Here is a 12,352-nt window from a genome sequence, read left to right on the forward strand (position 1 = left end):
TGCTACCCGGGGGAACCCCACCCGACCCCGGGACGTCTGTGAGGACGCGGTATGGGGACATCCATCCACGAAGCCGAGCATCTCGAACGGCAGGGTCGAAGGCTTCCCGCCGCCCTGATCCTGGTGGCGATCGCCGTCGTCGCCGGATCCTGGCTCTCGCTGTTCCTCTTTCTCGGAGCCAACACCGCCAACGGCACGCTCCAGGACCTGAAGCGTGCCTGGATCCCGGACGTCGCCTCGATGGACCTCGACCTGCCCGACCTCTCCCGGCTCTCCTCGGTGTACACCGCCGACGGGGTGCTCCTCGGCCAGCTCACCGAACGCAACAGCCAGCCGGTGACGCTCGACGAGATCCCCAACCTCGTCATCGGGGCGGTCCTCTCCGCCGAAGACGACGACTTCATGGAGCACGGGGGGATCGACTTCACCTCCGTGGCGCGGGCCCTGATACAGGACCTGGGCGGCGGCCCGACCCAGGGCGGCTCCACGATCACGCAACAGGTGGTCAAGCAGAACTTCGTGGGGTCCGAGCAGACGCTGGAGCGCAAGGTCGCCGAGGCGGCGATCGCCATCGAGATGGAGCGCCGCTACTCCAAGGAGCAGATCCTCGAGTACTACCTGAACTCGGTGTACTTCGGTTCCAACGCCTACGGGGTCAAGGCGGCTGCCCAGGAGTACTTCGGAAAGGAACTAGACGAGCTGACCATCGCCGAGGCCGCCGCCCTTCCGGTTCCGATCCGCAACCCATCCCTGTACGACCTCCGGCAGGAGGCGCTCCCGCTGAAGGCGCGCAACGCCGTGATCGACAACATGGTCGAGGAGGGGTACATCACGGCGGCCGAGGGTGAGGCCGCCCAGGCGGAGCCCTTGGTGACCATCGATCGCGTGGAGTTCCAGGATCCGGCCCCGCAGGTGCTGATCGCCGCCCGCGACGCCCTGCTCAACGACCCGAAGTACGGGCTCGGCGCCACCTACCTGCAGCGCAAGCGAGCCGTGTTCGGCTGCCCGGCCCACGACACCGAATGCTCCGGTGGGGGCGGCCTCAAGATCTACACGACCGTCGATCACGGCCTGCAGCAGGAGGCGCGCCGGATCCTGCAGGAGTGGTTCCCACCGGGGACCGACCTGCCGACCGGTGCCATCGCCATGGTGGACAATCGGACAGGGGCGATCGTGGTCATGGCATCCGGCCTCGACTTCGGCACCGACCTCGAGGCCGGACAGCGCCAGTACGACCTGGCGACCAAGGGACGCCGCAACCCAGGCTCCGCCTTCAAGCCTTTCGGCCTGGTGGCGGCCCTGGAACAGGGCATCACGCTGCGTTCATGGTGGGACTACACGACCCCGCAGGAGCTCGAGTTCGGCGGCGTCGAACCCTGGAACTGTTCCAACGCCGGCGACAACGAGCCGGGGATCCGGACCCTGGAGGAGGCCCTCTACCGCTCCACGAACACCGTGTTCTGCCAGGTGTCGATCGCCGTCGGGCCGGAGCAGATCGTCGAGGTGGCCCATCGCATGGGGATCCGGTCACCGCTCGGAGCCGTACCCGCCATCGTGCTCGGAGCCCAGGCGGTGAGCCCGCTGGAGATGGCGTCGGCGTACTCGACGATCGCCAACACCGGGCTGCGCGTGGACAACTTCCTGATCGAGCGGATCGAGGACGCCGACGGGAACGTGATCTACCAGCACCAGGTGGAGTCCGAGCAGGTGCTGGAACCGGCCCTCGCCGCGGCGGTGGTCAACACGATGGAGAAGGTGGTCACCTCGGGAACCGGCAGAGTCGCCGCTATCGGCCGGCCGGCGATCGGCAAGACCGGAACCCACGAGACCTACCGCGATGCCTGGTACGTGGGGGCCATCCCGCAGTACACCACCTCGGTATGGGTCGGCTACCCCGACGAGCAGCGGGAGATGCGGGGACTGGTGGTGAAGCCCAATCGAACGGACAAGGAGACGATCGCCCGCATGTTCGGATCGAGTGCCCCGGCGCCGATCTGGAAGGAGTTCATGCTCATCGTCACCGAAGACCTCCCGGTCGCCGACTTCCTGCCCGACCCGCCCGGGATCGATGCCTACTACGCCACCCCGCGGGTCGACATGCCCGAGGTCGTCGGCCTCGAGCTCGAGGAGGCCACCGAGGCGATCTACAAGTCGGGCCTCGACTTCGAGGTGGAGTTGGTGAACTCCGATGAGCCCATCGACATCGTCGTCGCCTCCGACCCCGAGGCCGGACAGAAGGTCCGACAGGGCACCACGATCAAGATCGAGGTCTCCAACGGGCTGTCTCCGACGACTCCGCTGCCCGATCTCGTGGGATCCACACAGGTCGTGGCGGAAAACACCCTCGCCGCATTGCGCGACACGACCCAGATCGCCTTCACCTGGGTGATCGAGGATGCAGTCACCGCGGTCGAGGCCGACGACGGGCTGGTGCGGGCCACGGCGCCGACGGCCGGTTCGGTGATCGATGCCGAGACCGTGATCGTGATCTCGGTGTGGCGCTACGAGGCGCCTGAACCCTGAGGAATTCTTCGCGATCTGATTGCATCCAATTGATCTCAACTGGGGCTTGCTGTATGTAGATCGCATGACCGCAGCGGTGCCCGGGAGTCTCCGTCGAGATGCCCGTCCTCCCATCGAGATGGATGCCGCGCCAGCCCCGGGCACCGATGCGGCCACTCGACCCACGGTGCGCCGTCGCCCCTGGATCACCGTCGTGAAGACGGCCGGCGACGCCGACGGCCACCACCCCACCGATCCCGCCGTGCGACGCTTCTGGACGGCCGTGGTCGGTCCCGGAGCGGTCGCCGACCTGCTGCGCCTGGTGGCCGCCGCTTCCAGTGGCAGACCCCTAAGGCGTCCCCTGCACCTCGACACCCTGATCGCCGAAGGTCTGGTCACCGCCGCCGCCGGTGTGGTCGCCGCTCCGACGACCATCCCGCTCCTCGATGCCGGACAGCGCCGCCGCCTGCATCCGGCGCTGCGCGCCGAGTACTGCGCTCTTCTCGCCGCCACCGGCACCGTCGGCTAAACCGCCGCCACTTCCCGCCGATGGGGAAGGTGATGCCCTCATCGCCTGCCCGTCGACCGCTTCTGGCACTCTCCGGACTCGCCCTGGCGCTCGCCCTGCTGCCCGCCTTGCCGGCCTCCGCCGGCGGCGAATGGACCTTCTCGGGCGGCGGGTTCGGCCACTCGGTGGGGATGAGCCAGTTCGGTGCCTACGGAATGGCGCGGGGCGGCGCCACCTGGCAGGAGATCACCGGCCACTACTACACCGGCTCCACGGCGGGCCCGGTTCGACCCGAGCTGGCGGAGAGTCCCCTGTGGGTCAACCTGGTCACCGAGAAGAGCACGCTGACCTTCACGGTGCGCACCACCGGGAGCGCGCCCGGCGTTCCGGCACGGTTCGCTTCGAGTGCAGGAGCGCTCGAAGCCGGGACCGGCGACTCGGTGACCATCGGTCGCAACCCCGACGGAACCTGCACCACCTCTGCTCCTTCGGGGTCGTTCACCGGCGACTGTGTCATCGACGCCGAGTGGGACGGCTGGTCGGGGGCGCCAACCACGGCATTGGTGCTGGCAGGATGCTCCCTGACCAACTGGAACCTGACCTCGGGGAGCCGTTCGCAGCCCTGCACCTACGCCCGCGGATCGCTGCGGCTGCGTCCCGACAACAACACCAACACGATCGATGCCTCGGTCGAGATCGGCATGGAGGACTATCTGCTCGGGATCTCCGAGATGCCCTACTACTGGGGGCAGACCGGAGGCATGGCCGCCCTGGAGGCCCAGGTGGTCGCCGCCCGCTCATACGCATACGCCCGGGTCATCTCGCGCGGAGCGCCCGAGAGACGGCCCTGGTGCTGGTGCCACCTCTACGACACGCCCGTCGACCAGAGCTACGTCGGCTGGGGTCACGGGACCCAGGAGTGGATCGACGCCGTGCGCAACACCGCAGATCAGGTGCTGTACCACCCGGCGATCACCCGTGACGGCGCCCCCACCCCTCTGAACGCCTTCTACTCGTCGAGCACCTTCGGGCGCACCGAGAACTCGGAAGACGCCTTCACCGCCACACTGCCCTACCTGAGGGGTGTCGACGATCACTACGCCGGCATCCCCGAGGTCTTCAACGGCAACTTCAGGTGGACGACGACCTTCACCTCATCCCAGCTGGCGGCGCGCCTGCCAGGAATGAGCACGGTCACCGGCGCCACGATCACGAGGTGCTCCGCTTCGGGCGCCGCACTCGAGGTGACGTTCGACGGCAGCGGTGGGCCCCGGACCTTCCACGCCCGCCAGCTTCGCTCCTACCTGGGACTGAGATCGCAGCAGATCTTCGCCATCGGCGGCTCCGTCCCGACCGCGTCCGGCTGCACCGAGGCACCGCCCTCCCCCACGACGACGACCACGACCGCACCCACCACCACCACCACCACCGTCCCCGACACCGCCACCACGACCACGGTCCCCGTCACGACAACGAGCACGACCACGACCACCGTCCCCGCCACCACGACCACCACCACCACCACCGTCCCCGCCACCACGACCACCACCACCACCACCGTCCCCGCCACCACGACCACCACCACCGTCCCCGCCACCACGACCACCACCACCGTCCCCGCCACCACGACCACGACCACCACGACCACACCCGGTCGGACCGGGGCGTGCTCCCTGCCGGAGACCCCGATCGACGCCCTGGTGACCGGCGGCCGGACGCTGCGGTTCGGCGCCACCGGAGGCGACGTGGCCGAGCTCCAGCAGGTGCTGGCGGCACTGGGGATCTATGCCGGGCCGATCGACGGGGCCTTTGGCAGTGCCACCCTGAGTGCGGTCAAGACCTTCCAGAGAGGGCGCGGCCTGGTCGCAGACGGAATCGTGGGTGGGGTCACCCGCAGCACCCTGGTCGCCCTCCGTGAGGCGATCGGCAACGGCCTGGCGCTGGGTGGCGACCCGAGCCTGCTGCGTCGCGGGTCCCGCGGCGACTCGGTGAAGGCCCTCCAGCACCTGCTGTCGTTCCTGGGCTACGGGCCGGGACCTGTCGATGGATCCTTCGGTCTGCGCACCGACCTGGCCGTCACCGCGTTCCAGCGGGCCCGGAGCCTCGCCGTCGACGGCGTGATCGGGGGAGCCACCCGGGCCGCAATCGCCAACGCTCTCGGGATCGGTGACTGCCGCTGACCGGCGGTCAGCGACCCGATGCGGATAGGACGGTCCAGATCGACCGCCCCAAGATCTCCAGGTCGAGCCACAACGACAGGTGCTTCACGTAGTACAGGTCGTAGGACAGCTTCTCCACCGTGTCGGCCTCGCTGTCGGCGTATCCGAAGTTGACCTGCGCCCATCCGGTGATTCCCGGGCGTACCAGGTGCCGCTGCGAGTAGAACGGGATCGTGGAGGCGAACACCTGGGCGAAAGCTCCCTGCTCCGGCCGGGGACCGACCAGGCTGAGATCGCCCTTGAGCACGTTCCACAACTGGGGCAGCTCGTCGAGTCGCAGACGCCTCAGCAGCCGGCCGACGCGGGTGAGCCGGCCGTCGTCGAGCGCGGCGAAGCGAGCCTCGCGGTCCGGCTCGGATCGCATCGTGCGGAACTTGTACAGGGTGAAGGCACGGCCGTTTCGTCCCACCCGGCTCTGCCGGAACACCACGGGGCCCCTCGAGTCGATGGCGATCGCCGCCGCGATCAACACTCCCAACACCAAGGCCACCGGGGACACCACCACGGTGAGAGCGGTGTCCAGCACCCGCTTCACCCGCACATACGACGAACGGTCCTCGAGCGGGACCGTGATCTCCCATCCCTCCTGGATGTGGACGATGGGGAGCTTTCCGGTGTGGTCCTCGTACGCCGACACCAGCGATCGCATCGGGTATCCGGCCAGGTTGCACGAGGAGACGAAGCGCGCCATCCCGTCGCTGAGGACGGACCGCAGGTCCACGGCGATCGTCGTCCCCGGGCGGACCAGATCGACCGGAGGCCGGCCGGAGGCGGGGAGCACGGCGACCACGTCGGCGTGGGGCGATGCCAGCAGGTCTTCCACCAGCAGCTTCTCGTCGGTTATCACCACGAGTGGCTCCGTCCACGGTCGCATCCTGCGCAGGAACCGCTGCACCAGACCGATCCCCAACCAGGCGAGCGTGGTCACCAGGACGTAGCGGCGGGACCAGAACACGCGGGAGAACACCAGGGTCACCGAGGTCACCGCCAGCATCACCGTCGACATGGTGAGGGCGCGCCCGTACGAGGGACGCCTGACCGAGGCCGCTCCTGGCCGGAAGGCGAGGAAGAGACCGGCGGCAGCGCCGAAGGCGATCGACCACAACATCGGCCAGGCCTGAGTTCGGGCCACCCAGGGCAGCGGGTGGCTGAACACCGTCAGGGAGGCGACCTCGAGGGCGAGCAGCAGCCCGAGGACGTCGAGCAGCACCGCACTCGCCAGCCTTCGGCGGGCCATGGGGTGATCAGGGTACCCGTGAGCGTTTCCCCTGGGTTTCACGCCATGCGCCGCGCCAGCTCGACGATGGTGCGCACCCCGAAACCGGTGCCGCCCTTGGGGAGGTAGTGCTCCGCCTCGGTGGACCTGGCGGTGCCGGCGATGTCGAGGTGGGCCCAGGGCACGTCGCCGACGAACTCCTTGAGGAGGATGGCGGCGTTGATGGCACCACCCTGGCGCGGTCCGGTGTTCTTCATGTCGGCCACGTCGGAGTCGATGTTCTTGCGGTAGTCGTCGGGCAGCGGCATCCGCCACACCCGCTCGCCGGCGGCCGCGGCCGCCGCCGCCACCTGCTCGGTGGCGCCGTCGCTGCCGAAGAGCCCGGCGATCTTGTTGCCCAGGGCGACGCCGATGGCCCCGGTCAACGTCGCCAGGTCGACGATCAGGTCGGGGCCGTGCTCGACGGCGAGGGAGAGGCCGTCGGCGAGTACCAGCCTCCCCTCGGCGTCGGTGTTGAGCACCTCAATGGTCTTTCCATTGCGGATCCGCAGCACGTCGCCCGGGCGCAGCGCAGAACCGCTGGGCATGTTCTCGGTGAGCGGAGTGATGCCCACCACCTTCACCGGCAGACCCAAGGCGGCTATCGCCTTCATGGCGGCGAACACGGCGGCCGCCCCCGACATGTCGGTCTTCATGGTCTCCATGCCATCCGACGGCTTGATGGAAAGCCCGCCCGAGTCGAAGACGATGCCCTTGCCCACCAGCGCCAGGAAGCCCTTCGCTCCCTCGGGGGCGTAGGTGAGCTCCACCATCCGAGGCGGGTTGGCGGCGCCGAGCGATACCCCGCGCAGGCCCCCGAATCCTTCGGCCTCGATCTGGTGCTCGTCGAAGACCCTCACCCCGAGACCCTGGGCTGCGGCGATCTCGCCGGCGATCGCCGCCAGTGCCTCGGGCGACTTCCCCATCGCCGGCTCGTTCACCAGGTCCCGCGCCAGGCACACGGCGTCGCCGATCACGGCGCCGGTTGCCGTGGCGGACAGGTCGTCATCCGAGGCCCCGAGCAACACCACCCGGGCGATACGCGACGGCTTCTTCTCGGTCTTGTGCCGGTCGAAGGTGTAGGCGCCGAGCACGAAGCCGAGACCCACCGCCTCGGCCGATCCCGAGCCGTTGGCGGTGTGCAGGCTGGTGGCCACCGTCTCCATCCGGCTGCACTTGCCTGCAGCGACGCCGGCGGCCCGCCGGACCTGCTCGATGTCGGATGGGTCGCCCAGGCCGACCATGACCACCCGCCGGTACGGGATCGACCCGCCACCGGGCACCGAGACCGACTGCCCCGCCTTCCCGGTGAACTCGGCGTCGTCGAGGTGGGAGCCCAGCCACGGGAGTCGCTCCATCACCCAGGCGGCGGCGTCGTCGAAGGATCGATCCGATCCCACTCCGACGACTATGGCATCCGCCTCGCCTCCGATCTCTCCGGTGACGAACTCGATCATCGATCCTCCTCGGTCTTGGTCGGCGTCCACGTGCCCTCGGAGGCGCGTGCCAGTGCGTACAGGTAGTCGGCGAGGCGGTTCAGGTACGGAACCACCAGAGATCCCTCGATGCCGGCGGCGGCCGTGTGGGTCACGGCACGCCGCTCCGCCCGCCGCACGATCGTCCTCGCCAGGTCGATCGCCGCCGCAACCGGGTCGCCGCCAGGCACCACGAACTCGTTGGGCAGGCCCCCTGCGGCCTCGATGGCGTCGATCTGCGACTCGAGGGCGGCCACCATCTCGGTGGTGACCAGAGTGGAGCCGGCCTGCAGCCGGTCCCGCTTGGCTGGTGCGGTCGCCAACTCGGCGGCGACCACGAAGAGGTCGCGCTGCACTGCGAGCAGGTCCTGCGCCAGGTCGGGGTCGGCGGCGGCCCGGGCGATCCCGATGGCGGAGACCGCCTCGTCGACGGTGCCGTACGCCTCGGGCCCGGTGTCGTCCTTGGCGACCCGTCCCCCGTGGAACAAGCCTGTGGAGCCGTCGTCGCCGCGGCGGGTGTAGATCTTCACGGCAGAAAGTGTAAGGCCGTCACCGCAGAGGCCGGAAGGCTCCCGTCAGGCGCCGAGGGTGAGGCGCCCGGCGACGACCGCCCCCGCCCCGGTGAGGACCGCCAGATAGGACAGCCCGGTTGCGGCCATGACCGCCGGGTAGCCCCGCTCCCCCAGCGCCAGCCACACGCCGGCCATGAGCAGCGCCGTGGTCGCCGAGAGCGCCGCCCATCCCGGGCCGATGAAACCTTCGCCGGCGAGCGAGGCGCCGGCCACCAGGAGCACGCCGAAGTCGGCGGCCGCCCCGACCAGCCCGACCAGCGCCAGTGTCCGCAGCGACCGCCGGGGCAGCGAAGGGTCGACCAGGTACCAGTGCCCGAGCATCATCTCGGAGGTCACCCCCCCGAGCAGCACCGCCCCGGTGATCACCGACCACGGCGCCTCGCCCGAGCCGAGAGCAGCCACGACCAGGGCCGCACCGGCGAGGCCGGCCGCACCGGCGCGCAGAAGCGGCCGCCGCACCCCGACGAGGCCGACGACCAGGAGCCCGACTCCCGCCCAGGCCGCGGCGCCGCCACCGGCGGCCGCCGACGGGGCCGCGAAGAGCAAGGAGGCGCCGAGTGCCAGCCATGCGTATCCGACCCCGCCGATCCCCCAGCGGAAGACGAGCACCGCACCGCCGGCGAGACCGGCCGCCCAGGTGGCGAGCAGTGCCGCCGGCTCCACGCCGTCAGCGCCCCGAGAGCCAGTGCTCGATCCGGGAGGCGACGGCGGGCGAGGTCAGGCCCATCTCTTCGGCGATCCGCTCCCAGGGGGCCGACGCCCCGAAACGGTCGATCCCGATGCGCAGCCCGTCGATGCCGACGAAACGCTCCCACCCGAACGGGGAGGCGGCCTCCAGAGACACCCGCGGGAGGCCGTCGCCGAGCACCGCCGTCCGGTACTCGTCGTCCTGTTCGAGGAACGCCTCCCAGCAGGGAAGGGAGACCACCTGCGCCGAGACGCCACCGGCGGCGAGCAGGTCGGCCGCTTCCAGCGCCACCCACACCTCGGAGCCGGTGGCGATCAGGACCAGGTCGGTGCCCGGGCGCAGCACGTAGCCGCCCCGATGGGCCGCCCCCTCCAGCCCGGTGCGATCGAGCACGGGGACTGCTTGCCTAGTGAGCACCAGGGCCGTCGGGCCCTCGGTGCGTTCCAGGGCCATCTCCCACGCCTCGGCGGTCTCGCCGGCGTCGGCGGGCCGCACCACGTGGAGCCCGGGGATCGCCCGGAGGGACGCCAGGTGCTCGATCGGCTGGTGTGTGGGACCGTCCTCGCCGAGGAACACCGAGTCGTGGGTGAACACGAAGATCGACGGCGCCCCCATGAGGGCGGCCAGGCGGATCGACGGCCTCATGTAGTCGCTGAAGACGAGAAAGGTCGCCCCGAAGGGCCTCAGGCCGCCGTGGATGGCGATCCCGTTGACGGCCGCTCCCATGGCGTGCTCCCGCACCCCGAACCGGAGATTGTGGCCCGAGGGGCTGTCCTGGAACTCTCCCGCCTCGGCGATCAAGGTGTTGGTGGAGGGGGCAAGGTCGGCGGAGCCACCGATCAACCCGGGCATCTCGGAGGAGATCCTGTTGATCGCCCTGCCCGAGGCCTTGCGGGTCTCCACCCGCTCCCCCGGTTGGTATCCCAGGTCGCCGATCTCGATGGTGGGCGCCTGGAAGTGCCGCTCCCAGGCGGCGCGCCGTTCGGGGTCAGCGAAGGCCTTCTGGCTCCTCTCCAGCCATGCCTGGCGGGCGGCGCGCCCCCGATCCATCGCCGCCGCGAAGAACTCACGCACCTCGTCGGGAACCTCGAATTGGGGCAGGTCCCATCCGATCGACTCCTTGTAGGCGGTGATCTCGGCCGCTCCGAGGGGACTGCCGTGGGATGCGGCGGTGCCTTCGAGGGTCGGAGCGCCGTAGGCGATCCTGGTGTGGCAGGCGATCAGCGAGGGCCGGGGGTCGGCGGCGGCAGCCGTGATCGCCTGATCCACCGCCTGGCGGTCGTGCCCGTCGACGTCCAGGGTGTGCCAGCCGAAGGAGGTGAAGCGGGCGAGGACGTCTTCGGTGAAGGCGAGGTCGGTGCTCCCTTCGATCGATATCTCGTTGTCGTCGTACAGGAAGGTGATCCTCCCCAGGACGAGCCGCCCGGCCAGGGACGCCGCCTCGGAGGAGATGCCCTCCATGAGATCGCCGTCGCCGACGAAGGCGTAGGTGCGATGGTCGACCAGGTCTTCGCCGAGCGTGGCCCGCAGGTGCGCCTCGGCGATGGCCATGCCCACAGCGGTACCGAGACCCTGGCCCAAGGGACCGGTGGTCGTCTCGATCCCGAGGTGTGGCTCCCGCTCCGGGTGGCCGGGCGTCGCCGAACCCCACTGCCGGAATGCGGTGATGTCGTCCATCGTCACCGGGAACCCGCTCAGGTGGAGCAGCGAGTAGAGCAGCATCGAGCCGTGACCGTTGGAGAGGACGAACCGATCGCGGTCGGGCCAGAGCGGGTCGGAGGGGTCGACCCGAAGGTGGCGGCCCCACAGGACCACGGCGATGTCGGCCATGCCCATCGGCATCCCGGGATGGCCACTGTCGGCCCTCTGGATGGCGTCGATGCTGAGGACGCGCAGGGTGTCGACCGCTCGTTGCTCCGGGCTCACGCCCGGCAGGCTAACGAAACCCCACCCGGAGACTCACTCCACGACCACCAGACCGCGCGGGGAACGGTTGAGCTCGTCGATCCCATCGGCGGTGCACACGACGATGTCCTCGATGCGCAGCCCGAACTCGCCGGGGACGTAGATGCCGGGTTCGATGGAGAAAGCCATTCCCGGTTCGAGGGGGATCCGGTTGCCGGCGACGATGAAGGGGTGCTCGTGCACCTCCAGGCCGATCCCGTGGCCGGTGCGATGGATGAACCGCTCACCGAGCCCGGCGGCGTCGATCACCTGGCGGGCGGCGGCGTCGATGCTCTCGGCGGTGACTCCGGGCCGCACCGCGGAGCGTGCCGCCTCCTGGGCCTCCTCGAGCACGGCGTGGGCGGCCGCCACCGGCTCCCGGGGCGGGCCCATCGCGAAGGTCCGGGTGGTGTCCGAGTGGTATCCCCCCACTGTGCCGCCGAAGTCGACCACCACGGCGTCGCCCTCCACGATGGGGCGGCCACCGGGCTCGTGGTGGGGCGACGCCCCGTTGGGGCCGGCGGCGACGATCGCCGACCAGGCATGATCGTGGCCCTCTTCGACCGCCATCGCCTCCACCTTCGCTGCCAGCTGCCTCTCGGTGAGGCCGGAGAACCGGGTGGTCGCCAGGCGGACCGCCACCCGGTCGGCGGCGGCTCCCGCAGCGCGCAGCAGGTCGATCTCGGCGGGCTCCTTGCGCATGCGGAGCTCGCGGGTCAGCGGCGACGCCGGGGCGAATCCGGTGGCGGGCATCGCCTCCTGCAGGGAGAGCAGGAACACCGACCAGGTGTTGTCTCCGACGAGTGCTCGCCCAGGCGTACCCGCCAGGTCGACGACGATCTCCACCGGGTCCTCGGTCTCGTCCCAGGGCCGCACGGCGAACGCATCGCCCGGCACCTCCACCCGGGGCGCCTCCAGCCGAGGCACGACCAGGGTCGCCGGGCCGTCGGCGGGCACCACGAGCATTGTGAGCCGCTCCAGCTGGGGAGCGCTGTACCCGCTGAAGTAAGGGAGGTCGGCGCCGACGGACAGCAACAACAGGTCGATGCTGCGCTCCCCCATCAGGGTCCGAGCACGGTCGAGGCGGGCGGCGTAATCCATGGGGAGAGGCTAGATGCGCGCTCCCGCTGGCGGTGTCACGGGGCGGGCGTCCCTGCCTGGGGAGGGGATTGCGAGGGTGGTCTGGGTT

Annotated in this window: 9 protein-coding genes; 3 read left to right on the forward strand and 6 right to left on the reverse strand. The window is 70.1% G+C overall.

Annotated elements, in window-relative coordinates; all coding sequences use genetic code 11:
* Nucleotides 1–51: 51 nt before the first annotated feature.
* From QY307_03510 to QY307_03520, 3 genes are all read left to right on the forward strand, one after another.
* Complete coding sequence (locus QY307_03510) at nucleotides 52–2,523, forward strand: transglycosylase domain-containing protein (protein WKZ83318.1); 2,472 nt, start codon at nucleotides 52–54, stop codon at nucleotides 2,521–2,523.
* Between the two features lie 118 nt (nucleotides 2,524–2,641).
* Nucleotides 2,642–3,031 carry a hypothetical protein gene (locus tag QY307_03515; GenBank protein ID WKZ83319.1) on the forward strand — a complete coding sequence of 130 codons (390 nt, stop codon included), beginning with the start codon at nucleotides 2,642–2,644 and terminating at the stop codon, nucleotides 3,029–3,031.
* A 32-nt stretch (nucleotides 3,032–3,063) separates the two neighbouring features.
* Nucleotides 3,064–5,190 (forward strand): peptidoglycan-binding protein, encoded by a 2,127-nt coding sequence (locus tag QY307_03520; protein WKZ83320.1) that lies wholly within the window; start codon nucleotides 3,064–3,066, stop codon nucleotides 5,188–5,190.
* Between the two features lie 7 nt (nucleotides 5,191–5,197).
* Here QY307_03520 and QY307_03525 read toward each other — a convergent pair whose 3' ends face one another.
* From QY307_03525 to QY307_03550, 6 genes are read right to left on the reverse strand one after another with little or no spacing between them, the layout of a single operon-like run.
* Nucleotides 5,198–6,466, reverse strand: a complete 1,269-nt coding sequence (locus QY307_03525) for a sugar transferase (GenBank protein ID WKZ83321.1) — start codon at nucleotides 6,464–6,466, stop codon at nucleotides 5,198–5,200.
* Nucleotides 6,467–6,504: 38 nt separating this feature from the next.
* Nucleotides 6,505–7,941 (reverse strand): leucyl aminopeptidase, encoded by a 1,437-nt coding sequence (locus QY307_03530; GenBank protein WKZ83322.1) that lies wholly within the window; start codon nucleotides 7,939–7,941, stop codon nucleotides 6,505–6,507.
* Complete coding sequence (locus QY307_03535; protein WKZ83323.1) at nucleotides 7,938–8,489, reverse strand: cob(I)yrinic acid a,c-diamide adenosyltransferase; 552 nt, start codon at nucleotides 8,487–8,489, stop codon at nucleotides 7,938–7,940. The genes QY307_03530 and QY307_03535 overlap by 4 nt, the downstream gene beginning before the upstream one ends.
* A gap of 45 nt (nucleotides 8,490–8,534) precedes the next feature.
* The gene (locus QY307_03540) at nucleotides 8,535–9,194 is read right to left on the reverse strand and encodes a hypothetical protein (GenBank protein ID WKZ83324.1); all 660 of its coding nucleotides are present in this window, start codon (nucleotides 9,192–9,194) and stop codon (nucleotides 8,535–8,537) included.
* 4 nt (nucleotides 9,195–9,198) lie between these two features.
* Nucleotides 9,199–11,145: a transketolase gene (gene tkt, locus QY307_03545; GenBank protein ID WKZ83325.1), complete on the reverse strand. Its 1,947-nt coding sequence runs from the start codon at nucleotides 11,143–11,145 to the stop codon at nucleotides 9,199–9,201.
* A gap of 33 nt (nucleotides 11,146–11,178) precedes the next feature.
* Complete coding sequence (locus QY307_03550; protein ID WKZ83326.1) at nucleotides 11,179–12,264, reverse strand: Xaa-Pro peptidase family protein; 1,086 nt, start codon at nucleotides 12,262–12,264, stop codon at nucleotides 11,179–11,181.
* Nucleotides 12,265–12,352: the final 88 nt, after the last annotated feature.

Source organism: Acidimicrobiia bacterium, from assembly GCA_030584185.1.
GTDB lineage: Bacteria > Actinomycetota > Acidimicrobiia > Spongiisociales > UBA11373.

What these genes read in the sequence shown, in the direction of transcription:
- QY307_03510 (WKZ83318.1), top strand. Translation starts at nt 52, where the DNA reads ATGGGGACATCCATCCACGAAGCCGAGCATCTCGAACGGCAGGGTCGA.
- QY307_03515 (WKZ83319.1), top strand. Translation starts at nt 2,642, where the DNA reads ATGGATGCCGCGCCAGCCCCGGGCACCGATGCGGCCACTCGACCCACG.
- QY307_03520 (WKZ83320.1), top strand. Translation starts at nt 3,064, where the DNA reads ATGCCCTCATCGCCTGCCCGTCGACCGCTTCTGGCACTCTCCGGACTC.
- QY307_03525 (WKZ83321.1), bottom strand. Translation starts at nt 6,466, where the DNA reads ATGGCCCGCCGAAGGCTGGCGAGTGCGGTGCTGCTCGACGTCCTCGGG.
- QY307_03530 (WKZ83322.1), bottom strand. Translation starts at nt 7,941, where the DNA reads ATGATCGAGTTCGTCACCGGAGAGATCGGAGGCGAGGCGGATGCCATA.
- QY307_03550 (WKZ83326.1), bottom strand. Translation starts at nt 12,264, where the DNA reads ATGGATTACGCCGCCCGCCTCGACCGTGCTCGGACCCTGATGGGGGAG.